The 26,097-nt window shown below is 42.2% G+C and carries 21 protein-coding genes; 8 read left to right on the forward strand and 13 right to left on the reverse strand.

The window, feature by feature from the left end:
* The first annotated feature begins 30 nt into the window (after positions 1–30).
* Positions 31–2,871 carry a bifunctional [glutamate--ammonia ligase]-adenylyl-L-tyrosine phosphorylase/[glutamate--ammonia-ligase] adenylyltransferase gene (glnE, locus tag ACJAZP_RS04735; RefSeq protein WP_415229589.1) on the forward strand — a complete coding sequence of 947 codons (2,841 nt, stop codon included), beginning with the start codon at positions 31–33 and terminating at the stop codon, positions 2,869–2,871.
* 69 nt (positions 2,872–2,940) lie between these two features.
* Here the strand turns inward: glnE and lpxL are convergent, their stop codons facing one another.
* The 6 genes from lpxL to ACJAZP_RS04765 form a co-directional block, all read right to left on the reverse strand.
* Positions 2,941–3,861, reverse strand: a complete 921-nt coding sequence (gene lpxL / locus ACJAZP_RS04740) for an LpxL/LpxP family Kdo(2)-lipid IV(A) lauroyl/palmitoleoyl acyltransferase (RefSeq protein WP_415229590.1) — start codon at positions 3,859–3,861, stop codon at positions 2,941–2,943.
* Positions 3,862–3,949: 88 nt separating this feature from the next.
* A complete protein-coding gene (locus ACJAZP_RS04745; protein ID WP_415229591.1) occupies positions 3,950–5,347 on the reverse strand; it encodes an AMP-binding protein in 1,398 nt (465 codons plus the stop codon).
* Complete coding sequence (menC, locus tag ACJAZP_RS04750) at positions 5,332–6,354, reverse strand: o-succinylbenzoate synthase (protein ID WP_415229666.1); 1,023 nt, start codon at positions 6,352–6,354, stop codon at positions 5,332–5,334. The genes ACJAZP_RS04745 and menC overlap by 16 nt, the downstream gene beginning before the upstream one ends.
* Positions 6,355–6,367: 13 nt before the next feature.
* Positions 6,368–7,444: an alanine racemase gene (gene alr, locus ACJAZP_RS04755; RefSeq protein ID WP_415229592.1), complete on the reverse strand. Its 1,077-nt coding sequence runs from the start codon at positions 7,442–7,444 to the stop codon at positions 6,368–6,370.
* 60 nt (positions 7,445–7,504) lie between these two features.
* Positions 7,505–8,905 (reverse strand): replicative DNA helicase, encoded by a 1,401-nt coding sequence (dnaB, locus tag ACJAZP_RS04760; RefSeq protein WP_415229593.1) that lies wholly within the window; start codon positions 8,903–8,905, stop codon positions 7,505–7,507.
* Positions 8,906–9,019: 114 nt separating this feature from the next.
* Entirely contained in the window at positions 9,020–9,376 is a 357-nt protein-coding gene (locus ACJAZP_RS04765; protein WP_415229594.1) for a diacylglycerol kinase, read from the reverse strand.
* A gap of 346 nt (positions 9,377–9,722) precedes the next feature.
* Here ACJAZP_RS04765 and plsB point away from each other — a divergent pair, with 346 nt between their 5' ends.
* The 6 genes from plsB (at position 9,723) to recQ (ending at position 17,134) form a co-directional block, all read left to right on the forward strand.
* Positions 9,723–12,077, forward strand: coding sequence for a glycerol-3-phosphate 1-O-acyltransferase PlsB (plsB, locus tag ACJAZP_RS04770; protein ID WP_415229595.1), 2,355 nt, complete (start codon positions 9,723–9,725; stop codon positions 12,075–12,077).
* A gap of 24 nt (positions 12,078–12,101) precedes the next feature.
* Entirely contained in the window at positions 12,102–12,512 is a 411-nt protein-coding gene (locus tag ACJAZP_RS04775; RefSeq protein WP_415229596.1) for a rhodanese-like domain-containing protein, read from the forward strand.
* 46 nt (positions 12,513–12,558) lie between these two features.
* Positions 12,559–13,182 carry a YigZ family protein gene (locus ACJAZP_RS04780; RefSeq protein WP_415229597.1) on the forward strand — a complete coding sequence of 208 codons (624 nt, stop codon included), beginning with the start codon at positions 12,559–12,561 and terminating at the stop codon, positions 13,180–13,182.
* Between the two features lie 4 nt (positions 13,183–13,186).
* A complete protein-coding gene (locus ACJAZP_RS04785) occupies positions 13,187–14,653 on the forward strand; it encodes a TrkH family potassium uptake protein (RefSeq protein ID WP_415229598.1) in 1,467 nt (488 codons plus the stop codon).
* Between the two features lie 3 nt (positions 14,654–14,656).
* The gene (gene hemG, locus ACJAZP_RS04790; RefSeq protein WP_415229599.1) at positions 14,657–15,178 is read left to right on the forward strand and encodes a menaquinone-dependent protoporphyrinogen IX dehydrogenase; all 522 of its coding nucleotides are present in this window, start codon (positions 14,657–14,659) and stop codon (positions 15,176–15,178) included.
* A 147-nt stretch (positions 15,179–15,325) separates the two neighbouring features.
* Complete coding sequence (gene recQ / locus ACJAZP_RS04795) at positions 15,326–17,134, forward strand: DNA helicase RecQ (RefSeq protein ID WP_415229600.1); 1,809 nt, start codon at positions 15,326–15,328, stop codon at positions 17,132–17,134.
* A gap of 57 nt (positions 17,135–17,191) precedes the next feature.
* On the opposite strand, the gene ACJAZP_RS04800 is transcribed toward recQ, so the two are convergent.
* Positions 17,192–17,551, reverse strand: coding sequence for a hypothetical protein (locus tag ACJAZP_RS04800; protein ID WP_415229601.1), 360 nt, complete (start codon positions 17,549–17,551; stop codon positions 17,192–17,194).
* Between the two features lie 312 nt (positions 17,552–17,863).
* Between ACJAZP_RS04800 and ACJAZP_RS04805 the strand changes: the two genes are divergently transcribed.
* Positions 17,864–19,540, forward strand: coding sequence for an ATP-dependent endonuclease (locus ACJAZP_RS04805; RefSeq protein WP_415229602.1), 1,677 nt, complete (start codon positions 17,864–17,866; stop codon positions 19,538–19,540).
* Here ACJAZP_RS04805 and ACJAZP_RS04810 read toward each other — a convergent pair.
* The 6 genes from ACJAZP_RS04810 to hemN all read right to left on the reverse strand — a co-directional run bounded on the left by ACJAZP_RS04810 (position 19,508) and on the right by hemN (position 26,096).
* Entirely contained in the window at positions 19,508–19,846 is a 339-nt protein-coding gene (locus ACJAZP_RS04810) for an META domain-containing protein (protein ID WP_415229603.1), read from the reverse strand. The two genes, ACJAZP_RS04805 and ACJAZP_RS04810, sit on opposite strands and share 33 nt — an antisense overlap.
* Positions 19,847–19,861: 15 nt before the next feature.
* On the reverse strand, positions 19,862–22,015 hold the full coding sequence (locus ACJAZP_RS04815; protein ID WP_415229604.1) for a RelA/SpoT family protein: 2,154 nt from the start codon (positions 22,013–22,015) through the stop codon (positions 19,862–19,864).
* 220 nt (positions 22,016–22,235) lie between these two features.
* Positions 22,236–23,093, reverse strand: a complete 858-nt coding sequence (nfo, locus tag ACJAZP_RS04820; RefSeq protein ID WP_415229605.1) for a deoxyribonuclease IV — start codon at positions 23,091–23,093, stop codon at positions 22,236–22,238.
* A 110-nt stretch (positions 23,094–23,203) separates the two neighbouring features.
* Entirely contained in the window at positions 23,204–23,488 is a 285-nt protein-coding gene (locus ACJAZP_RS04825; protein ID WP_415229606.1) for a DUF4124 domain-containing protein, read from the reverse strand.
* A gap of 126 nt (positions 23,489–23,614) precedes the next feature.
* Complete coding sequence (locus ACJAZP_RS04830; RefSeq protein WP_415229607.1) at positions 23,615–24,739, reverse strand: anhydro-N-acetylmuramic acid kinase; 1,125 nt, start codon at positions 24,737–24,739, stop codon at positions 23,615–23,617.
* Positions 24,729–26,096 carry an oxygen-independent coproporphyrinogen III oxidase gene (gene hemN, locus ACJAZP_RS04835; protein WP_415229608.1) on the reverse strand — a complete coding sequence of 456 codons (1,368 nt, stop codon included), beginning with the start codon at positions 26,094–26,096 and terminating at the stop codon, positions 24,729–24,731. The genes ACJAZP_RS04830 and hemN overlap by 11 nt, the downstream gene beginning before the upstream one ends.
* Position 26,097: the final 1 nt, after the last annotated feature.

Consider the following 26,097-nt stretch of genomic DNA (forward strand, 5'->3'; position numbering starts at 1 on the left):
ATTTATGTTATTTATTCGAGGGTGAGTTGTATGTCTTTATTAAACGATGCCGCGTTACGTCATTTTGAAAATCTTAATAACCGGATAGATTTAAACTCTCTAAAGCCGTCTCAGCATACTGAATTAATGAAGGTTTTAGGTTTAAGTGATTTTGTTGCAGAATCTTTAATTAAACAGCCGGCATTATTAAGTGATTTATTAGACAGTGGCTTACTCACTTTAGCCGATCGTAAAGCGCTCATTGATACTGAATTAGACGCTGCCATGGCAAAGGTTGCCGATGAACTCACACTGCATAAAGTTTTACGCTTGTTTCGACGCAAACAGATGGTGGTGATTGCATGGCGAGAACTGCTGGGCAAATCCAGCTTAACTGAAAGTTTAGCGCATATTTCCTATCTGGCAGATCAATTAATTCGCCAATGCATGTCCTGGTTGTATAACAAACAGTGTACTGAGCAAGGCATTCCGATGAACAGCAAGGGCGTTATCCAGCCTTTTTTTATTTTTGCTATGGGCAAGCTGGGTGGACAAGAGTTAAATTTTTCATCTGATATCGATCTTATTTTTACTTACCCTGAACGAGGCGAAACGCAAGGTGAGCGCCGCAGTGTTGAGAACCAGTCTTTTTTTACTAAACTTGGACAGCGCATTATCGCCGCGCTACACCAAATTACCGTTGACGGTTTTGTTTACCGTGTCGATATGCGTCTGCGTCCCTTTGGTGAGTCCGGTCCTCTAGTCACCAACTTTGCATCAGTCGAGGATTATTATCAAAGTCATGGCCGTGATTGGGAAAGATACGCAATGATTAAAGCGCGGGTAATTGGTGAAGAGGGTGAATACAAAAAAGCCCTTGAAGCGCTATTAAAACCCTTTATTTACCGCCGATATATAGATTTCAGTGCGATTGAATCATTACGTAAAATGAAAGCCATGATCAGCTCCGAGGTGCGCAGGAAAGGGCTTAAAGATAATATCAAACTGGGTAAAGGCGGAATCCGTGAAATTGAATTTGTGGCGCAATCATTTCAATTGATTCGCGGCGGGCGCCGGGCCGAGCTGCAGTGTAAAGGGTTGCGGGAAACCTTAAAGGTACTTGCTGAAATAGATGAAGTGCCTAAGGAGCGCGTTCAATGCCTGCTGGATTCTTATCATTTTTTACGTGCGGTGGAAAATGTTCTGCAGCAAATCGGCGATCAACAAACCCAAACCTTGCCCGATAATGAGCTTGATAAATTACGTTTAATTACGGTGATGGGCTATCCCAACTGGCAAGATTTTTATCATAAAGTCAATCAAGTGATGGCGTCTGTGCATGCTGAATTTAATTGGGTTGTCGGTGATGACGAGGAGCAGCATGAGCAAGCAGATCAGGCATTATCTGAGTTGTGGGCTGTACATTTAAGTCAGCAGGAAGCTGCCCGTTTATTACATGAAAAAGGCTTGGATGAGTCGATCACTGCGGACTTTGCAAATGCGTTAAGCGCGTTCAAAGAAGAACTGAAAAAACGCCCGATAGGTCCGCGTGGCCAAGCGACCTTAGATAAACTGATGCCGCATATGATTGAGTTTATATGCAGCTATCCGGATCCCGTTGAGTTACTCAACCGTATCACTGCGTTGTTATTAAAAATAATCAGCCGCACCGCGTATTTAGAGCTATTAAATGAGAATGACGGGGCTTTAAAGCAGCTCTTAAAATTATGTGACGCCAGTACCCGTGTTGCCGCTCAACTCGCGCGTCATCCCATTTTATTAGATGAACTGTTAGATCCGCAGCAACTTTATAAGCCCACGGAATTGGATAATTACAGATCCGAGCTACAGCTGTTTATGTTACGTATCCCCGAGGATGATATGGAGCAACAGATGGAAGCACTGCGCCAATTTAAGCAGATTCAGTTTTTATATATTGCCGCCGCTGATATTGAAGGTTCCATTAAATTACCGCAGGTCAGTGATCACCTGACTTATTTAAGTGAAGCGATAATGGATTATGTGGTGCAGATTGCCTGGTTACAGATGGTCGAAAAATTTGGTTTGCCGAGTAACGTCTGCGACTCTGACCATAAAGGTTTTGCGGTGATAGGATACGGGAAAATGGGTGGAATAGAGTTAGGTTACGGCTCTGACCTTGATGTGGTGTTCTTACACGATGATGATATTAAGGGGGAGACAAACGGACCGCGTAAAATAGATAATCAGCTTTTTTATTTTCGTCTGGTGCAACGAATTATTCATCTATTTAGTTCACGGACCAACTCCGGGATTTTGTATGAGATAGATATGCGTCTTCGTCCATCGGGTGATTCAGGCATATTGGTTTCAAGCATTGCGAGCTACAAAAAATATTTACAAAATAATGCCTGGACCTGGGAACATCAGGCATTGGTTCGCGCTCGCGCGGTCTTTTTCGACAATAAAATATTCACTAAATTTAATGAAGCCCGGCAAACGGTGCTATCGCAAGCGCGTAATAACAGTGCCTTAGCAACCGAGGTAAGAGACATGCGCACTAAGATGCGCAAACATTTAAACCGGGAAAAAGCGGGACTGTTTGATTTAAAACAGTCACCCGGCGGCATGGTTGATATCGAATTTCTTGCCCAATATTTAGTCTTGGCACATGCCTGCCATTACGGTAAAGAGCTGTGCAAATGGTCCGATAATTTACGTATTTTTGAAACCTGTCGAAGGATGGGTTTACTAACTTTGGACGAAGAAAAAAATCTGACCGGGGCTTATTGTGCTCTGCGTGATGCGGCGCACCGATTAACCCTGAATAAAAAAACACGGATCGTTAAAGACGAAAGGTTTTTTCAGGAAAGGCAGAATGTGATAAAAGTATGGGATAAATTTTTAGATTAATAACAGCGGGCCTGCTGGAGGATGGATCCTCAAGCAGGTTAATATAGTTACTTTGCTGTTAGAGCTATTTTAATAAAAAGAATCTTCACCTTCCGGGCGTGTTTTAAAACGGCGATGCACCCACATATACTGATCATCACATTCTAAAATCATTTTTTCAATCTGCTGGTTGGTTTTTTGAGTATCGGCCACCAGGTCTTTACTGGGAAAGTTTTCTATTTTTGGATAAAAGACTAATTCGTAACCCTGTGCACCGGGCAGGCGTTTTAAGAATGCCGGAATCACACAACTCTTGCTCAATCTAGCGAGGGTACTGGTTGCCGATATTGTATTAGCATTCTGTACTGCAAAAAAAGGTGCAAAAACACTGCTTTTATGACGGCCATAATCGTGATCTGGCGCATACCATAACGGGGTTCTCTCTTTTAGAGTGCGTAACATGCCTTTAAAGTCGGAACGATCTAACATTGCTTTATTTTCACGCATTCTGCCCCAGTAAAACCAGGAATCTAAGACCGGATTGCGGTGCTTGCGGTAAACGGCTGTCGAAGGCAGTTGCATACCTGCGGCGCGTCCGGCCATCTCCAGAGTGAGAAAATGAGCGCCCAAAAAGATAATGGGTTGATTGTCCATTTTTGCTTGTTCGATATGCTCGAGACCACGCACTTTTAATAAACTCTGCACTCGCCAACTCGGCCAAAACCAGGCCATGCCTATCTCTAAAATGGCAATACCGGTATTTTCAAAATTTGTCTGCACTTTTTGAGTGATCTCAGTCGGGCTGAGATCAGGAAAGCACAACTCAATATTTCGGTAGGCAATTTTATATCTGGATTTAGCAATGCGCGCTGCAATCCGGCCAAGAAATCGACCGATAGCAAGTAAATGCGCATAGGGCAAAAAAGAGCTTAAAAAAAGCAGTAAAATGCCCAGCCAGGTCAGCCAGTATTTAGGGTGGCAGAAATAAAGTTGTAGTTTGTAAGTGCTCATAGTTAATCACCGAAAAAAATAATGAAATTATTCTACCTAATTATCAGCTAAATGCATATTTTGCAGGCTTTTTTCTATAAAGCCTTTTTTACAAAGTCTTGTCGTGGGCTGCTTGAGCCGTTGTCTGCAGCGCTTTTAGTGAAACTTTAAAGCCTGTTTGCTCAGGTAGAACAAAATAATGTGCCGGGCGCTTATAACTGCTTAGTTTATCCTGCAGGTAAATCTGCAGTTGCTGTTGTTTAATCACACCATTGACCCAATCTATAAAAGCGACCGGGCGTTGGCCAAACAGAGGGTCCGTTACCGCAACGATATAAACCTGTTGAATATCGCTAAAACTTAGCAGGACGGATTCGAGCTCTTCGGCCTGAATATTTTCGCCACCGGAGATTATTAAGCGATCCTTACGCCCGGAAACGGACAACTCATTGCCCATTAAGGCGCCTAAATCTTTACTGGCGAACCACTGCTGATCAGGCAAAACACTGGATTGCAAATGACCATTAAAATACCCTGCAAAGCGCATTTTTCCACGTAAGCAGATCTCATTGTTTATTATTTTGACCTGCAGGCCGGGTAACAGCTGCAATTTTTTACTGTTGGTAGAGGTTGCAACCTGCGAGCTCATCTCACTTAAACCATAACTTAAATGATAAATGAATCCCCGTTGTTCGGTTTGCGCCAATAATCTGTCAGAAAAAACACTGCCACCTAACAGCAGATGTTTAATCGACAGGTCTTTTGCCTGAAAACCTGAAAGGGTCAATAAACGATAAAGCTGGGTGGCAACCAGAGAAAGGTGGGTTATTTTTTGCTTTTTTAACAAACTCACGCTCAGTTTTTTAGCGCTGACAATTAAGGTGGCTCCGGCAATCAAGGTACGGATAACCGCTGCAAATCCGCTGATATGAAACAGGGGTAGTGACAATAAGTTCCGGTCTTTTGCTTGTAATAAAATACGGGATTGTGATCCCAATGCACTGTGATAATGGTTGCTATAGGAGTGCATAACAGCCTTTGCCTGACCGCTGCTGGCCGATGTAAAAATAATATTACAGACTTTTTGAGCGTCTATTTTAAGCGGGACAGGAGTTACTGCTTGATCTTGGATAATTGAAAAATCGATGGATAAACTGCTTAAATGCGAATGTTTTTTCGGATCGGCAAGCCAAATAAAATTACTTTTAAGTATGCTTAAACGCTGCTTGATTTCAGCCGCACTAAAACGCGGATTTAAAGGACAGAAAATGATCCCTAAGCGGATGCAGGTGAGCTGCAATAAAATCAGCTTAAGCGAATTTTCCGAGAGACAGATCAAACGGTCCCCCGTTTGTAAATGCAGATTCAGCAGTTGTCTGCCTAACAAGTTGAGGGTGCTGTCTAACGCTTGATAGGTGAGCACCAACTCGTCAGTCTGAATGGCTGGCGCATTCGCGTTTATGATAGCCTGGTGACGTACAGGGCAAACATTCAGTTGCTTGTCCATAAACACTCCAGCTGTCTGACTTGTTGACTAAGGGGGGTTGTTTTATCTAACTCTTTACATAACTTTTTATCTAACTCTTCACTTAACATGGTACTTTCAAAAAATTTTAGGGTATCCAATCCGCAGGAAATATCGACCTCTTTTGACCATTGCTTGGCCAGAAAAGCCAATTGCTTTAAACCCAGTGGAGATTCAAATGAAGAGCTGATACTGACGCTTAAATGAAACTCTTTGGCTATTTGGATAAAATAATTGAGGCGCTCAAAGGAGCCGATCAGCGTCGGTTTCAGGACCAGTGCCTTAAAACATTGCTGGTGCTGATAGTGGAATTGCGCTTGCTGTAAGGTTTCATCTAAAGCAAGCTGTACCTGGTAACGCTCCGCCAGGGAGATATTAGCGCTTAAACTGGCTGTTGGCTCTTCAATATAGTCAATCACTTGAGTATTAATATTGGCAAAAAACAGCGCGGCTTGCGCAAAAGACCAGCTTTGATTGGCATCGCAACGTATCAATAAATCAGGATTGAGGGCACTTAAGGCTGAAAACAGCGTTATATCCTCGGCTACTGCTTGCCTGGCTATTTTTAGTTTGATTTTATCGGGCTTATTTAGCTGCTGATACTGTTTAAGCACATCGTGGTTATCACCCTGCAATAAAAAGATGCTGGTCGCTGTTTTAAATGATCCCGAGACGGGTATATTCTGCTCGATACAGTCAAGTGCAAATTCGACACTTGGGTATAACTGCATTGCGCTTTGGCTGTTTAACTGAGGATTAGTTAGTACTGCTATTATTTGCGCTGTCGCCTGTTGCAGAGTTTCCTCGCTAAAACCTGGTAAAGGTGCGATTTCAGCAAAGTTAAACTTCCCGTTGGCATTTTCTAGCTGCAGGATCACCCCCTCGCGAGCGCTGAGCTTAACCCCTTTAAACAAGAGTGGCATTTTAAAGGGCAGGCAATAGCGAAATAGCTTTGCCTGTTGAAAGCGGGGGTTATTGATTTTTTGCATATTCGCCACTGGCTCACTCCTGGTAATGCAGGGTGACTCGGGAGGTTAACTTGGTGACCAGTTCATAAGCGATAGTGCCTATCTTTTCGGCGACATCTTCTGCGGGTAAACCCTCACCCCAGAGGGTCACATCGTCGCCGACTTTATCCTGACTGTGTAAGCCTAAATCAACCGTGAGCATATCCATCGATACGCGACCGACAATCGGCACTATTCGCCCATTGACCAGCACCGGTGTGCCCTGAGGTGCTAAACGCGGATAACCATCACCATAACCTACGGCCACAACGCCAAGTCGAGTATCTTCCTGAGCGGTCCAGTTGGCGCCGTAACCGACACTTTCTCCCGCTTTATGCTCGCGTATCGCAATCAAACCTGATTTTAAGGTCATCACCGGACGTAATTGTAAATCCTGCGCAGATCTTTCGGCAAAAGGAGAAATACCATAGAGGGTGATTCCCGGACGAACAACATCAAAATGCGCCTCGGGCCACGCAAAAACAGCCGCTGAATTAGCCAGTGATTTTAAGCCGCTGTCTGTTTGAATATGCTGCTTAAATAAAGCAAGCTGTTGCGCCGTGACATTGTTATCAACCTCTTCCGCACAATGGAAATGGCTGATCAAATTAATCGGTTTTTGGACATTTTCCGATTCCGCCAACTGTTTATAAACGGCGTCAAACTGCTGTGGGTGAAAACCTAAACGGTGCATTCCGGTATCCAGTTTTAACCAAATTTGCAGAGGTTTGGGTAATTTTGCCTGAATAATAGCAGCAACTTGCTCCTGCGAGTGCACCACGCACTGTAAATCTGTTGCGGCTAGCGTGGTAAGATCACTCTCTTTAAAAAAACCTTCTAATAAAATAATAGGGTTCTTAATACCGGCGGCGCGCAGTTTTAATGCTTCACTTAGGCGCGCCACGCCAAAGGCATGGACCTGTTTTAATGTCTGAGCTACTTTGACCATGCCGTGACCGTAGGCATCGGCTTTAATCACTGCAATTATTTTGCTCGATGGTGCAGTTTTCTGTACTACTTCTAGGTTGTGCTGTAATGCCTTTAAGTTGATAACTGCGTGTGTGGTATCCATGATTAAACTCTATTTATTATTATATAACTTGATTGCTTAAGAGGCATCGATGGCGACTGTTTAGTCATCGCCATGGTAAGCCGCACCGGTATATTCATCAAATCGTGAATAACGGCCTTGAAAGGTCAAACGCACTTTTCCGATAGGACCATTACGCTGCTTACCGATAATAATCTCTGCAATTCCTTTATGTTCACTGTCTTCGTTATACACTTCATCCCGATAAATAAACATAATTAAATCGGCATCTTGCTCAATCGCTCCGGACTCACGCAGGTCGGAGTTAATGGGGCGTTTGTCGGCCCGTTGTTCAAGTCCACGGTTGAGCTGCGAAAGGGCTATGACCGGGCAGCGCAGCTCCTTGGCCAGGGCTTTTAATGAACGTGAAATTTCCGATATCTCTAAGGTCCGGTTTTCACTTAATGATGGCACGCGCATCAGCTGCAGGTAATCGACCATGATCATACTAACCCCGCCATGGTCTCTGGCAATACGGCGCGCCCGTGAGCGTAATTCCGTCGGTGTCAGGCCGGAACTATCATCGATAAACATATTGCCCTTTTGCAGCAGAATAGACATAGTCGATGACAGCGATGCCCAATCATTTTCATCCAGCTGACCGGTGCGTATTTTGCCCTGATCAATACGCCCGAGAGAGGCGAGGATACGATTCATCAGCTGTTCTGCGGGCATCTCCAGTGAAAAAATAACCGTTGGTTTGTCGGCATTTAACGCGGCATGTTCGGCAAGGTTCATGGCAAAGGTGGTTTTCCCCATGGAAGGACGGGCAGCGACAATAATCAAATCCCCGGGTTGGAATCCCGTGGTCATCTGATCCAAATCATTATAACCGGAAGATAAACCGGTTATACCATCGCGCGGGTTTTTGCATAAATCATCAATTTTTGCCACTGTGGCTTTTAAAATATCTTTAATGGCCAGCGGGCCTTCGCTTTTATTGCTGCGTGATTCGGCTATTTGGAATACTTTGGTTTCCGCAAAATCAAGTAATTCATTACTATCCCGACCTTCGGTGTCATAACCCGCTTCGGCGATTTCGTTGGCAACACCAATTAATTCTCGGACAATGGCGCGCTCCCGTACAATATCGGAATAGTTATTAATATTAGCCGCACTAGGAGTGTTTTGCAGCAGCTCTGCCAGGTAGGCAATACCGCCTACGCCTTCTAACTCTTTTTTATTTTCAAGGTGTTCAGAGAGAGTGACCAAATCAACCGGCATATCTTCACTGCTCAGCAGCTCAATGGTTGCAAAAATCTGGCGGTGTGCTCTGTGGTAAAAGTCACGCTCAACAACCCGCTCGGCAACATCGTTCCAAGCTTCATTATTAAGTAATAAACCCCCAATAATTGCCTGCTCAGCCTCAAAGGAGTGGGGAACGGTTTTAATTGGCGAATTGATTTTTGGTTTGTGCTGCGTAAAGGGAGGTTTACCTGCCATTTTAAATCCTTAACTGAAAATAATATTTACTATTAACGGAAACGGGTTCCCGTTAATAGTAAATATAACATAGGGAACCTTTGGAGCGCTGCTTATGGTTGCCAACTGATCTCTTTATAAAAAAAGAATCTCGATCCAGATATAAGCAGTCAAACCTAAAGCGACAAACACCGCCGCAGAGCCCATATCTTTTGCTCTGCCGGCAAGTTCATGATGCTCACTGCCGATTCTATCTACCACGGCTTCAATGGCAGAATTAATAATCTCAAGGATCATTACCAATACAATAGGCGTAATTAATAAAATCCGTTCGATTTGAGAGACCTCTAAAAAGCAGGCGATGGGAATTAAAATAACGGCTAATAAAAGTTCCTGACGAAACGCGGCTTCGTGTTTAAAAGTACTTTTCAAGCCCTGTAGCGAATAGCCCATGGCTAAAAAAACGCGTTTTAGTCCGGTATTTTTTTGCATGAAATGATCAACCTGTAAGCTGTTTTATTGGGGGACTTACTTTAACAAAAGGCGAGAGTAAGATCACTTGCTCATTAGCCGCTGGAACAATGAATTTTGTGCTGCTGCGGCTTTTTTGGGGAATCTGAGAGTTCTATGATAGTTACCTGTGAGTTTTATGATAGTTCTATCATAGTTATCTGATAGTGCTATGAAAGTGCTATGAAAGTGCTATTCTAGTTTGCGGACAGTTGTTTTTTTTATAGTTATTTTTATTGTAATTTTATAGTTGTTTTATAGTTATTTGCGCTGTTTTTTGATATTAGTATCGAAGCCATTTAAAGTATAACAATAATAGGATCTCTCTGTGCTGCTAAAAGGCTCCATTTTTGATCGTTTTATTAATAAGTATTGGGTCAGTAGTCAGTATGTTCCGCTGAATCCCATTGCCGAATTAGAGCTTGATTTAAGTCGCCCTATTATTTATCTCGTTGCACAAAATTGTGCAAGCGACCTGCTCGCATTACAATCCTGCTGTCTGCAGGCCGGTTTACCCGATCCCTATTGCCCAATAAGGGTGACCGGACAAAATTTAAGTGCCACTATCTTCATTGATGATACTTTTGCTGCGCCCAAAGCTAATCAAACCCCTGCCTATTTAGGCAAGTATCAGCAGTTATTAGATCTGCATCGGTTGCAGCCAGATTTAGATATTCAGTTACTGCCCGTTACCATTTACTGGGGAAGAAACCCGGGTAAACAGAAGAAAAAATTCGACGTTGATAGGTTTGATCAACACGTAAGTGGTTCGCTGCATAAAACCTGCATTGTACTGAAAAATGGCAAAGATCATCTGCTCCGCTTTAATAAACCGATCTCAATTGCGGCGCTCAGACAGCGCCATGATCGGCAAACAAACTTTGATAATCAGCTTCTAGCTCATCAACTTGCAAAAATAGCGCTGACCTATTTTGCCAATCAGAAACGTTATAGTATCGGTCCTAAACTGCTCAATCGTAGCGCTATGATTGCGGCTGTGTTGCAGCAACCGCTGCTGCGTAACACTATTCTCAGCACAGCGGCAAGCGAGCGCTGTACTGAACAGCAGGTTGAGCGGCAATGCCGAAGATATTTAATTGAAATCAGTGCCAATTTTTCCTATCCGCTGTTACGCGTTTTTCGGCTGTTATTAAAATGGCTGTGGAATCACCTTTACAAAGGAATTAAAGTTAACCACGCGCAGGCCGTCAGGCAGGCAAATCAAAGTGGTGCCGAAATTATTTATATGCCTTGTCACCGCAGTCATATGGATTATTTATTACTTTCCTATCTGTTAGTTGAACAGGGACTGGTGGCGCCGCACGTTGCAGCGGGTGTAAACCTGAATTTTTTCCCGTTAGGTGCGCTGCTTAGACGTGCCGGCGCTTTCTTTTTACGCCGTACCTTTAAAGATTCTCCACTTTATAGTGCCGTTTTTAATGGCTATTTTTCTATGCTCTTCAAACAGGGGTACCCCATTGAATTTTTTAGCGAAGGGGGACGCAGCCGCAGCGGGCGTTTATTACCTCCCAAAACAGGACTTCTGGCGAGCACCTTACAAACCTATTTAAATCAACCTGAGCGTAATCTCATACTGGTGCCGATCTACATTGGTTATGACCATATCATGGAAGTGAACAGTTATATTAAGGAGTTGTCAGGTCAGGAAAAGAACCAAGAGAGTGTCTGGCAACTGTTAGCTGCAGTTAAAAAGTTGGGTAATTTTGGTCAGGTTTTTGTTAATTTCGGGAAGCCGATTAATGTTAAAAAATATCTTAATCAGCAGGCTCCAAATTGGCAAACATCGGCTGTAGATGAAAGACAGTTTAAAATACACGTCAAACAACTTGCACAGCAAGTGATGGTTAATATTAATCAGGCAACCGCGGCGGGGGCATTACCTTTATGCGCAGCCATTTTACTGGCCAGTAAAAACTTTCAATCTAACAAAGCGGTTTTTTTAGCGTTACTCAGTAAACACCAGCAATTACTCGAGTTAAAGAGTAAAAGCAGTTCTCTTACCTATGCGAAAGATAAAAATGAGACAGTCTATCAACAAGCATTAAGTCTGAATAAATTTGAGCAGGACGGTGAACGGATTTTTTGTTCAAGAAATCAAGCGCTGCAGTTAAATTATTACCGCAACAATATTGTGCATCTTTTTGCTTTACCAAGCTTGATTTGTCATACCGTCTGCTACTTAATGAGCTGCAATAAAAGCACCAGTGTCAACAATATTATTGCTTACGCTGCAAAAATTTACCCTTTCCTCGCGGCAGAATATTTTTTAAAACCACCGGTAAATATAACGCAACTGCTGGAGGGTGAATTATTACAATTAGGCACTATTGGTGTGTTTAAGTTTGAGAAGGGCAGGTATAGTGTTGCAAATAAAATTTTACTCGATCTGTTAGCGCAGCATTTACAGGAAACATTTTTACGTTATCGGCAGTTATTAGCACTGCTGCTGCGCTGCAAATACTGGTCGAATGTTGACCCGAAAGCCCTCAGTGCGAAGGCTAAAGCGCATTTTCAGCCTCTCAGTATTGATCCTTTTGATGAAAAAGTGACGCACGTATTTCTACAAACAATGCAAAGCGTGTATCCTGATTTTTTAACAGAGAAGCAGAGTAAAATATTAGAGGCGCTGTTTGCGTCCTCCTGCTCAATTGATTTGCAATAAAAGTACATAACGTAAGGGAAATAGATGGTCATAAATGGCAGGGAACTGGTTGAGTCATTACGCGCTCAAGTCCAGGAAATCAGCGTTGTGCAATTGCATGACATACTGCATGGCTTAAACCAACGGCATTCACCGGCCGTGCTGATCGATATTCGCGAAGTTGCAGAAACCAATGCAGGCAGTATTGCCAATGCGCTACTTATTCCCCGTGGTCTATTAGAAATGCAGATCGGTTCAGAAGAGAGTATTAAACAACGCTTCGCCACGCTTGAAATTCTGGCGGAGCAACCTGTCTATTTACTGTGCCGCTCAGGAGCGCGCTCTGTACTGTCTGCCGTTTCCCTGCAGCAGATGGGATTTAAACATGTTTATAGCGTAGCTGGTGGTTTTTTAGCCTGGCAGGCAGCGGGTTTTGAGTGCAGCAATAGAATATAAACAAATATCTTCGAGACTTTATAATATAACCCATGGAGCATTTGTGATGGAGCCGTATTTTATCCCGATGGAAAGTTTATTTTTTCAGGAGGAGATAAAAAAAAGTCGTTTTATGACTTATTTAGTCCATGTCGAAGGTAAAGAGCAGGCGCTAACTTATGTACATGGAATTAAAAAACAACATCAGGCAGCATCTCACCATTGCTGGGCTTATATCGGTGCTGCACCCGATAACGATATGTGCATGGGCCGCAGTGATGATGGTGAGCCTAAAGGCACCGCAGGAAAACCCATGTTGAACGTTTTACAGGGCAGTCACCTAGGCGAAATCATTGCCGTTGTGGTGCGTTATTCAGGCGGTATAAAATTAGGCACGGGTGGGCTGGTACGCGCTTATTCGAACGGGGTACAGCAACTGCTAAAAAAGCTCTTAACAATTGAGAAACGTTTTTATCAGCGCTATCAACTACACTGTGATTATGCACAAATGGCGCAGGTAGAAAGTTTATTAGCGACGCTATCGGGGCGCATTGTAGAAGTTGATTATTCGCAATCTATTCGAGCGTTGCTTGAAGTTGACCAACAGTTAGGTAAACAATTTACTGAAAAACTCGAATCCCTGACTCAGGGAAAAGTCATTGCCAAAAAAATCCCCATTACAGTGAGATAACTCAGTGGCCTTTCGTTCGATAATCAGAATAGTTGGCATGTTAGTCGGCTTGTTTAGCCTGACCATGTTACCGCCGGCATTAATCTCGACTTTCTATGAAGGAGCGGCGGGTGAAGATGGCGGTAATTTTTTGGCCGCTTTTGCGGTGACTTTACTTATTGCGCTGCTGTTATGGACACCTAACCGGCATGTTAAGAAAGATTTGCGAGTGCGTGAAGGTTTTTTAATCGTTGTGCTCTTTTGGGTGACCCTGGGCAGCGTAGGATCCATTCCCTTTCTGATGAGTTCAAGCATTGAAATGGATGCTGCTTCCGCTTTTTTTGAATCGTTCTCGGGTTTAACCACCACCGGGGCAACGGTTATCGAACAGCTTGATACACTCCCGAAATCGATTCTTTTTTACCGGCAAATGCTGCAATGGTTTGGTGGTATGGGGATTATCGTTTTAGCCGTTGCCGTTTTACCTATGTTAGGCATTGGCGGAATGCAGCTCTACCGGGCTGAAGCCCCCGGACCTATCAAAGATTCTAAAATGACACCGCGTATTGCGGAAACAGCCAAGGCATTGTGGAATGTTTATCTGTTCGTGACCGTTGCTTGTATGCTGGCATTTTGGCTTGCCGGAATGAGTTTGTTTGATGCTATCGGGCACAGCTTTTCAACGGTTTCCATTGGCGGTTTTTCAACTTACAATGACAGTATCGGGCATTTTGACAGCAATATTATTAACCTTATCACCGTGGTGTTTCTGATTATCTCCGGGGTCAATTATGCACTGCATTTCAGCGTCTTTTCCAGCAGAAAATTCTCTTTTAATATTTATCGGCAAGATCCGGAACTGCGTGCTTTTATTTTTATTCAGATACTCTTAACCACCGTCTGTTTTGCAGGATTGATGGGTCATGAGGTTTATGATTCAATTGAAACCTCTTTTTCCCAGGCCTTATTTCAGGCTGTTTCTATTTCGACCACTGCCGGTTTTACCACTACCTCATTTCAGAATTGGCCGGCGTTTTTTCCGATTTTATTGCTAATGTCCAGCTTTATTGGTGGCTGCGCAGGGTCAACGGGCGGCGGTATGAAAGTTATTCGTGTTTTATTGCTCAATTTACAGGGGATACGTGAGCTCAAGCGACTGGTTCATCCCAAAGCGGTTTTTAAAATTAAATTAGCCAATAAGGCCCTTCCAGATCGTGTTATTGAAGCGATTTGGGGATTCTTTTCAACTTATGCCCTGGTATTTGTGCTTTGTATGTTAGCGTTATTATTGACCGGTATGGATGAGCTGAGTTCCTTTTCTGCGACTGCCGCCATGCTCAATAACTTAGGTCCCGGGCTTGGCGATGTCGCGCTTCATTTTAATGAGGTGAGTGCCGCGTCTAAATGGATAATGATCCTCGCGATGTTATTTGGCCGGTTAGAAATTTTCACCTTATTAGTTTTATTTACCCCTATTTTTTGGAAAAATTAAAAGATGGCAACTGAGACCCTTATATTATATTCATCCGTTGATGGACAAACATTAAAAATTATAAACCGCATCATTGAGTTAATTGATGGTGAAGTGACCTTGCTGAACATTGATGACAACCCGAAAGTTGACTTCAGTCTTTATCATAAAGTATTAATTGGTGGCTCCGTGCGTTACGGCAACTTTCGTAAAAATTTGCTGACTTTTGTTAATCAGCATAAAAGCCAATTGGATTCATTACCTAATGCATTTTTTGTCGTCTGTTTAACGGCGCGTAAGCCGGAAAAAGCGATTCCGGCCAATAATGCTTATATGAACAAATTTGATCAATTGTCCCAATGGCAGCCCAATTTAAAAGGAGTCTTTGCAGGTGCTCTGCTCTACTCCCGTTATAATTGGTGGCAAACCCTGCTTATTCAAATGATTATGAAAATGACTGGGGGCAGTACCGATAGCAGTCTTGATATTGAATTAACAGATTGGTCCAAGGTGGAGACTTTCAGCCGAGATTTTTCTGCTTTATAAATTACACTGTCAAAACTTCCGCGACTTATTAAGCTGATTTTTTGGTCTGTCTGAATTACACTGTGTGCCTGATACCCAAACTGCTTGATGATGTATCTTCAAGCAGTTTGGGTATAACCTAATATCTTTAATTCAGGCAGCAGCATAGTGAATCAACCAAGCTCCGATAACGCGAAACAGATCTTACTCGATGTTTTTGGCTACAATGAGTTTCGTGAAGGGCAAGAACTGATTATTAATCAGCTTTGCGAAGGCCGTGACGCCCTGGTAGTGATGCCGACCGGGGGAGGAAAAAGTCTTTGTTTTCAGATCCCCGCATTAGTCAGGCCGGGCATTTGTTTTGTTATTTCACCACTGATTTCTTTAATGAAAGATCAGGTTGATAGCCTGCGAGCCTGCGGAGTGGCCGCAGCATATTTAAATTCCAGCCTCTCTTATCAGCAGCAAAATCAAGTTATTAATGATATGCACAGTGGGCAGCTAAAGCTTGTTTATATTGCGCCTGAGCGTTTGCTGCGTCCGGACTTTATTCGCCGCTTGGATAATCTGCCGATCAATTTATTTGCCATTGACGAGGCTCATTGTATTTCTCAATGGGGCCATGATTTTCGACCTGAATATGCATTACTTGGACAATTAAAGCAGCGCTTTCCTGATATTCCACTCGCTGCATTAACGGCAACAGCCGATTATGCAACACAGCAGGATATTTTAGCGCGTTTGCAGTTTAATGATCCGCTCATTGCGATTCATAGTTTTGATCGCCCTAATATTGAATATCTTTTAATTGAAAAATACCGACCGTTAAATCAGTTAGCTCATTATTTAGATGAGCATAAAAATGAAAGTGGCATTATTTATTGTACCAGTCGGCGGCGCACTGAAGAGTTAGCCGAAAAACTGCGCATAAAAGGGCTGTCGGCGCGTTGTTATCATGCGGGAATGATGATTGAAGAGCGCCAGGCAGTGCAGGATCTTTTTATTAAAGATAAAGTTGATATCGTGGTTGCTACCGTTGCATTTGGCATGGGCATTGATAAACCCAATGTACGTTTTGTTGTGCATTATGAAATACCTAAAAATATTGAATCCTATTATCAGGAAACAGGCCGTGCCGGACGCGATGGTTTACCCGCGCAGGCGATGTTATTTTATGACCCTGCTGATGCTAGCCGGGTCCGCGCACTGCTTGAGAAAAACAGCAATGAACAACAGCAACGTATTGAATTGCATAAATTAAATACTATGGTGGCATTTGCGGAGGCACAGACTTGTCGGCGTCAGGTCTTACTTAACTACTTTGGGGAATATAGCGATAAAAGCTGTGGTAACTGTGATGTCTGCCTGGATCCCCCGAAAAGTTATGATGCCACTGAAGATGCGCAAAAGGTTCTCTCTTGTGTTTATCGTACCGGACAACATTTTGGTATGGTCTATGTGGTTGAAGTGCTAAAAGGCGCTCAAACTGCCCGAGTCAAGAGCTTGGGGCATGATAAGCTGTCTACTTTTGGCATTGGTAAGGATCAACCCACGGAGTACTGGTTAAGCCTGTTAAGGCAGTTGATCCATTGTGGTTTGCTGATGCAAAATTTAACCCGTGGTTCTGCCCTGCAGTTAACTCAAGCCGCAAGACCCGTTCTTAAAGCCGAACAACCCCTTTATTTAGCAGTACCACGTTTAAAACTGGTTAAATCCAAAGATAAAAAGCGTCTTTTATCTAATTTTTCAGATAATAAGCTGTTTTCTAAATTACGACAATTACGCAAAAAAATTGCGGATCGTCAAGACTTGCCGCCTTATATTATTTTCAGTGATGTCTCACTGTCTGAAATGAGTGAAATAATGCCAACCACCGAGTCTCAATTTTTGAATATCAGTGGTGTTGGCCAAATAAAACTTAATAAATACGGTGCTGAGTTTTTAACCTTAATTAAACAATATGCAGAGCAGTTATAACTAAAATGGTTGCGCCCAACAAGCTGCAAAAAATCCGCGGGCAAGACCTTATATTGTTTAGTGTAATTTAAATTCATTAAGCCTTAATAGGGCTTGTTTTAACACTGTTTTTGGTAATTGTTCTGCGAGCTCATTCAAATCATCTTCTTTAAATACTTCACTTAAAACAGTGCAGATACAGGTAAGAGGGGCATGATTAAATAATCTTGGATTAGTTAAGTAATCATTGCCTCTGGTTGACATCCAGACTTGATTATCCGCATTTGGCATAAAACCTAACCTGTTTAGGTCTTTTTTTAATTTTCCTAGTAAGTGCTGATAATTGAGGTTGTTTTGTTTAAGTTGATCTTGATAATCGGCTATTAAATCAATGGCATATTGACTTGGTAAGTGCTTGAGGCTATGTATATTCTGCATTAGATGAGATCCCGATTTTAGTGAATATAAAGGTAAGAAAAACGATAATTTTATTTTTAGTCTCTCTTTTTCTATCCGTGAAAAGTCTTATAGCGTTAATCCTGCTTGAGAAATAATAACCACTTTAATTAAAAGGTTATCATGTGACTATTCTAATCAACTTAAGTCAAATTAAAAGCTTTAAATGAACAATTAATGAGGTGCGGACCACTGTGATTTGTGATGGCTCACATTTTTAATCTTTATGCTGAAATTTGCCTTATGGAGGAGTTCTGATATTTTTAAGGTAGGGCTTAATTTAAAGGAAGAATTATGCTGTTAGATCAAATTGAGGTAGTCGGATTTCGTGGCATTAATCGTTTGTCGATTAATGTTAAAAGTCTGAGCGCTTTTCTTGGCGAAAACAGCTGGGGTAAATCCAGCCTTTTTGATGCGTTATCACTTTTTTTATCGGGTACTAAAAAAGCTTATAAATTTACTTATGATGATTTTCACCAGCCTCCGATTTCTGACGTTAGCAGCAATAAGTTAATCCATCTGGTTTTTACCTTTAAGGAACAGACCACTGATGAGTCATTACAAAGGCAATATAAAAGTATCACTGCCGTCTGGAACCTGCCCAAAGAGGGTGCCCGTTATATTTATTACCAGATAGATGGCAGCATCACGGAATCCGGTCATATTCTCACTGAGCGTTATTTTTTAGATAATCAGGGGCAAAAAAAATCATTTGAGAAAGCACTATTAGCGCATTTAGTCAGTGAATTCACCTCCTTCGTTCCGGTGCTGCGTATGGGCAGTGAGCTGCCGATGATGGCAACTGAAGAAGACAGTGCGGACCTTGAAACCCACAGTAAAAGGGAGTCCTGTGAGGCAAGAATAAAACGTATTTTCAAACGCTTGAATAATTCATATCAGCAATTGTCCGAGTCAGAAATGAAAATGGGGTATCAGGCTTTAGTTTATCTTTTTGATCATTATTTATTAAAACATTACGGACAATCTGACTTTCATCGAGTGGATGCCCTGAATAATACAAAGGGAAAACCGCCTTTTTCTTTTCAGGCATTGACTCATTTTAATGATCTTTTAAAAACCGGACATAAAAATGACCGGGCTATGTTATTACTGGTACTTGGCGAATTTTTAGAGGTCAGGGGCGAGCACCTATTACGTCGCGGGGCGACCCCTGTTTTGTTACTTGAAGAACCGGAAAATAACCTTCACCCGGTTAATTTAGCGATCACCTGGCGGTTTTTTTCATTATTGCCTATGCAAAAATTGGTCAGTACCAATTCAAGTCAGTTATTGTCATTCCTGCCATTAGGTTGTATTCAGCGTTTAGTCCGCAGTACTGGTTTGACCAACAGTTATTCATTAAATCTGCAACATTTTTCCCAGAACGATTTGCGCCGTATTGCTTTTCATGTTCGTATGACCAGGCCGCAGAGTCTGTTTGCCCGTTCTTGGTTGTTGGTTGAAGGCGAAACTGAAACCTGGTTATTGACTGAGCTATCGCGTTTATGCGGTTACAACCTGGTTGTTGAAGGTGTACAAATTATTGAGTTTGCACAATGTGGTGTCGCGCCATTGATCAAGTTAGCACAAGATTTACACATTGAATGGTCGGTTTTAACCGACGGTGATGCAGCGGGGAAAAAATATGCCGCACGGGTTACTGAAATGTTATTAGGCAAGGACTCTTTAGTTAATCGTCTTTTGGTTTTACCCGCGTTGGATATTGAGCACTTGTTTTTTGACCATGGTTTTGCCGATATTTATCTTCAGGCCGCAAACTATACTGAAAAGGATTTAGCACGTATTGCAACCAATAAAATTATTGACAAGGCGGTTCATAAACATTCTAAACCAGGGTTAGGTTTAGCGATAGCCAATGCAGTTGAAGAGCGGGGGGCTGATTCAATCCCGCCTCTGCTAAAACGTCTTTTCTCCCGTTTAGTGGGGCTGGCGAGAAGCCAGTCGGGTTAATAACAGAAGCCGAAATCTATCGGTCAGCACGATAGCTAAGGGGGATCTAGTACCTGAAAGAGATACTCTATTTTTTATTAAGTGGATTTCTAAGCAGTCACTTAATACGCTGGCAAGGATCCTTTTCACCTTATTAATTACCTCGAAACAACCCATGAAAATACTGCCCGGCGGATCAATCTTAAGGGTATTATCTGCAAATTTTAATCTGCCAAAAAAGTGATTGCAGGCAAGTTTCCCCGTTGCCAGCTCGCGATTATTTTTACGCTCAGGCGAGCACTGCAAGAGAAATAAATAATAACGCAAGCTGCTTTAAAGTCTTCAATTAAGGCTCTTTTTTGGTCTCTCTTTTTGATTACTGCGTTTGACGGTTTTAACACTGGGTAGTTTTTTAATTTGACGCATTACTTTGGACAAATGGATGCGGTTAATAACTACTAGTGTCAAATTTATTAAATAAAGATGATCGGGCAGTTCCGTTGTTCGTATCTCAACAACATTCGCATTACATTTTGAAATCAGATTAAATAGCTGGGCAAGGCCCGCTTTATGGTTAATCATCATGATAATCAGGTCAGTAGAGTATTCAAACTGATTCATGAAATTCATGTCCCATTCAACCGGAATATATTTGTCCAGTTCACCTTCAAAGCCGCTGACATTATGGCAATCCTTGGCATGAACAACTAAACCTCTGCCCGGACTGGTACGTGCAATAACGGCATCTCCCGGCAAAGGTTTGCAACATTTACCATAGGAAACCATCATACCTTCAGTGCCTTTAATCGCACTTCTGCGGTTCTGTTGTTTGAGTTCAGATTCGGTTAATTCAGCTGCATTGCCACGCAGACGGCGGGCCACAACAATGCTCATCAGTTTGCCGCTGCCTATTTCATTTAACAGACTGTCAAAGTCCTTGAGGTGATGATCGGCAAGGACTTTATCTATGTTTTCCTGCGCAATATCAGTTAAATTGGTGCTACCGAGTGCTTGTTTTAATAAACGCCTGCCCTCAGGCACCGTATCCTTCTGAGGCAACTGTTTCAGATACTGGCGAATATTGAGGCGGGCTTTATGGGTCGCAGCAAAATTTAACCACTCGCCGCAGGGTTTTTCTGTATCCGATGTAATTATCTCAATAGTTTGCCCGCTTTCCAATTTATTACTGAGCAGAGAAAATTCGTTATCCACTTTTGCGCCTATACATCTGTGACCTATTTTGGTGTGCAGTGCATAGGCAAAATCAACGGCTGTTGCCTGTGCCGGCAGAACAATGATCTTACCCTGCGGGGTCAATACATGTATTTCATTTTTGCCCAACTCTTGTTTTATATTTTCTAGCATTAACACTGAATTAGTTGGATTATCTTCCTGATCCGACAGGCCCTGGAACCAGTTACGGGTTTGTAACTGTGCGGTCATATTGTTATTGTTATTGTTACTTCCTTCTTTATAACCCCAATGCGCCGCTATACCATATTTAGCCACGGCATCCATATCTTCGGTGCGAATTTGAATTTCAATATTTACGCCATGATGAGTGAGCAGGGTAGTATGTATTGACTGATAACTGTTGGCTTTAGGAATCGCGATATAATCTTTAAAGTGGCCTAATTTAGGCTGATAAAGATGGTGTACTTGACCTAACGCTCGATAACAACTGTCAAGGTCTTTGACGATAATTCGAAAAGCATAAACATCCATCACATCGTGAAACTGGCAACCCTTTTGACGCATCTTTTTATACAAACTATAAAGATCTTTTTGACGGCCGATGACTTTTGCTTCCATCGGCAGGGTTTGCAGTTTCTCTGAAATCTCGGTACAGATATTTTGGATAAAGTCTTTACGATTTCTATGGGCTTTGTTAATTGCCTCTTTTAATACATTATAACGTGCCGTATTTTGTGCTTTAAAAGAGAGATGCTCTAATTCATTTTTGAGATCATGAAGGCCTAAGCGGTCGGCAATCGGTACAAATATTTCAAATGTTTCCTGAGCGATACGGCGTCGTTTATCCCGCCTGAGTGAACCTAATGTGCGCATGTTATGGACACGATCCGCAAGTTTAATTAACATCACTCGAAAATCTTTAGACATTGCGATCAGCATTTTACGAATATTTTCAGCTTGCGCTTCTTTATGGTTTTTAAAATTTACTTTGTCTAACTTGGTTACCCCTTCAACGAGTTCGGCCACACTGAGGTTAAATTTATCGGCGAGTTCTTTGTAGGTTGCATCGGTATCTTCCAGAACATCATGCAGTAAAGCTGCCGCTATCGCTTCATGATCAAGGTGCATGCCTGCAAGAATTTCAGCGACAGCAACGGGATGGGTAATATAAGGTTCGCCACTGGCACGTTTAACACCATCATGTGCAATATAAGCAAAGCGATAGGCTCGTTCAATAAACGCACATTGCTCCGCCGAAAGATAAGCCTCAGTAAGTTCTTTAAGTGGTTGAAATATTGACATTTTTTTCCTTTTATAACTTACCGGGCGTGCCATGATGGTTGGTCGATAATGAAGCATTAGTAAGTTGTTATATTGAACCATAACATAAACAGCAATCCGACATTAAACAATACGCTTTCGTGATCTGGATCACAATTTATTATTGTAATAATACACACTCTTTACAAGAGATAAAATATAACTTTCGGGCATTATCTGTCAATAAGATAACAATTAATGTTTAAGCCCTTTGACTAAGTTTTGCCCATTTTTTTAATTGCTGTATTTCCTGTGGCCAAAGGTCGGGATAGGGTGTTTCTAATACCAGTGGGATATTGTTAAATCTGCTGTCCTGCATAATATACTTAAAACAATTCCAAGCAATTTCCCCGGTACCTAAGGAAGCATGGCGATCTACTCTACTTGAAAGTGCTGCCTTGCTGTCATTAAGGTGCATGGCGCTGAGAAACTCAAAACCAACTATGTTTGCAAAGGCTGTAAAAGTTTCTTCACAGGCTTGCTGGGTGCGTAGATCATAACCCGATGAAAAGGTGTGACAGGTATCAATACATACGCCAATCCTTGCCTTATCTTCAATATGTTCAATGATCTTTGCTAACTGCTCAAAACGATAGCCCAAGTTAGTGCCTTGTCCGGCTGTATTTTCAATAACCGCTTTCACCGAGGTTGTTTTCTGTAATGCCCAATTAATAGATTCAGCAATCCGTATCAAACAATCATCTTTATTGATTTTATGAAGATGGCTGCCGGGATGAAAATTTAATAGCGTGAGACCTAATTGTTCACAGCGGCGCATTTCATCTAAAAATGCAATTTTGGATTTTTCTAAAGCGGTTTGTTGTGGATGGCCGAGATTAATCAGGTATGAATCGTGCGGTAATATTTGATCAGGAAGAAAATCATACAATAAACAAGCACTTTTAAATTTATCAATGGTTTCAATATCGAGTGGTTTTGCTTGCCAGTGAAGTTGATTCTTGGTAAATAATGCAAATGCAGTTGCGCCAATATTGTGCGCATTTTGGGGCGCGTTAAATACCCCGCCAAAAGCACTTACATGTGCGCCAATGTATTTCATAGAGCCTAGTTCATCGTTGAATCTCGAGATTTATACCATAACGGATAAGTCAATGTCCGACAAGCTTGGCACTCCCTTTTCGAGATGCCGGTTAACGGATCGGGTGAGATTCATTTTTGTATTGCTTCGAAGTCTTTATTTAAAGTAGTTTGTTCATCTAGGCGGGAATTTTCTGCACTTTCAGTTGCTTGTGTTAACACTTCCAGATCATAGGAAATTTCAACTCCCTGCTGGTAGGTTTTATGGGAATGGAAATCATTAGTAATTGTTTTAAACTCGCGATCAGGTTTGTTTTCGGAAAAATGAGTCACACCTTGCTCGTCTTTCCAAGTGTAAAGATCCGCGAACACAGAGCAGGAAAATAAAAAGGTCAATATAATTATCACCGAGGGCATATCCATTGCTCCATGCTAAAATAAATTATAATAATAGATTAGATGTTACTTGACAATAAGATACGAAAAATTAATCATTAAAATGTAATGGATTATAGATGGTGTTAGCAATTCAACATAAGTAAATTATGGTCGGTATACACAGCCCAATAGTGCATTCCGCCGGGCGCCCGTGACGGTTTTTAGGGGGATTGTATTTCCTAATAAACGTTGTTCAGCAAGCCAGGCGAAGGCAATCGCTTCAACAAACATAGGGTCAATATTCAAAGCCGCTGTGTCGCTTATTCGGTGGTTTGGCATCAGGGCTTGTAAGCGTCGCATTAGTAGGGGATTTAATGCTCCTCCTCCGCAAACAAATACCGGACATGCATTACTATGTGCTTGAATCTGTTCGCTTATGGAAACGGCGCTGAGCTCTAACAATGTACGTTGAATATCCGCATTCGAGTTTGAGCCGCTATCGAGTTGGGCTAATTGTTGGGTTAACCACTGCAAGTTAAATTTTTCCCGGCCGGTGCTCTTGGGGGGAGATTGAGTGAAATATTGTTCGCTGAGTAACAACTTTAATAAATCCGGTAAAACCTTACCTTGGTAGGCAAATTCGCCATTCTTATCATAACTCTGCCCATTTATTTTCTCGCTCCAGGCATCCATTAAGGTATTGCCCGGGCCGGTATCATAACCTGATACTTGGTTGTCAGATTCAAGAACAGTAATATTAGCAATACCGCCAATATTAAGGATCACTCTATTTTCCCCGGCTTTTGCAAATAATGCCTGATGAAAAGCTGGAACTAAAGGGGCGCCTTGTCCGCCATATGCCATATCCATGCGCCTGAAATCGGCAACGCAGGTAACGCCCGTTTTAGCGGCAATTAAATTGGCGTCTCCTATCTGCTGGGTAAAAGGAAAAGCGCCGCCGGGAGAGTGAAAAATAGTCTGTCCGTGGCTACCAATGGCTTCAATCTGCGCGGCACTAAACTGATTATCTTCAAGCAGTTGATTAACCGCTTGTGCGCAGGCACAGGCAAATTGGAAATCGACTTCTCCCAATGTCTGCAGTTCAACTTTTTTATCCTGGCAGATGGTTAAAATTTGCTGACGTAAGTTATTATCCAGGGCGGGTGCTGCAGCTGCAATTTGCACAAAACCATGCTCGGTACGCTGAGCAATGGCGACATCAATGCCATCGAGACTGGTACCGGACATGATGCCGATATAATAGTTGCCAATAACAGGCTTAGATAACACGGGAGAACTGCTGCTGACGTGCTTTGTTACGTAAATAAACGTCAAAACACATGCAGATATTACGAATCAGTAAGCGTCCCTTGGCTAACACCGTGATCTGGTCCGCGGTCACTTCAATGAGTTGATCATCAATAAAACATTGTAATAGTTTGATATCTTCAGAAAAATAATCCGTAAAGTTCAAATCGAAACGTTTTTCTATCTCTGGAATATTCAATTTGAAGTTACAAATCAGCTTTTTAATCACTTCCCGGCGGATTAAATCATCTTCATTCAAACCCACGCCGCGCCATTGCGCATGACCTGATTGTTCAATTTGTTGATAATAGGTAGCAAGTTTTTTCTGGTTTTGTGAATAACTATGACCAATTTGACTGATAGCTGAGACGCCCATCCCTAAAAGGTCGGCATCTTCCTGAGTGGTGTAGCCCTGAAAGTTACGATGTAAAACCCCTTTTTGCTGAGCGATAGCAAGTTCATCATCTGGTTTTGCAAAATGGTCCATGCCTATGAACTGGTAACCCGAGCGGGTTAAAAATTCAATGGTATATTGCAGGATTTCCAGTTTTTCAGCTGGGCTTGGCATATCATCTTCATTGATTTTTCGCTGTGCCGAAAAAAGAGTGGGCATGTGAGCGTAATTGAAAATAGATAAACGCGCGGGATCAAGCTCGACTACTTTTTCTAGGGTATGAGCAAAACTTTCTTTTGTCTGCAGTGGCAGACCGTAGATCATATCCAGGTTTGTTGATTGAAAACCCTGCTCTTTAGCGCGCTTTAATAGCGCAATAATAAAGTCCTCGTCCTGATCACGGTTGACCGCTTTTTGCACTTCTTTGTTAAAGTCTTGTACGCCAAGACTGATACGATTAAAACCTTCTTTAGCAAGATGATCTATGGTACTTAATTCAATTTCACGCGGATCGACTTCAATACTTAATTCCGCATTTGGGTTGAAGTTGAAGTTTTCACGAAGCAGGGTCATTAAACGGGTGATTTGAGCGGGTAATAAAAATGTTGGCGTACCGCCGCCCCAGTGTAACTGACTGACGTGACGATTTTTAAAATGTGGCGCTTGTTGCTTGATCTCTTTTTCTAAATAATCGAGATAAATATCTGCTTTATCCTGATGGCGTGTAATAATTTTATTACAACCGCAAAAGTAACAAATTTTATGACAAAACGGGATGTGGATATACAATGAAAGCGCTCGCGCCGGATAAACGTCAGTTGCCGCAATGGACTCTTGATAAGTAAAAGCCTCGTCAAATTCTAAGGCAGTAGGATACGAGGTGTATCTTGGCCCACTGTAATTATATTTTTCGATTAATGCCTGATCCCAAACGAACTTATCCATT

This window comes from Psychromonas sp. (genome assembly GCF_047632955.1).
Lineage (GTDB): Bacteria > Pseudomonadota > Gammaproteobacteria > Enterobacterales > Psychromonadaceae > Psychromonas.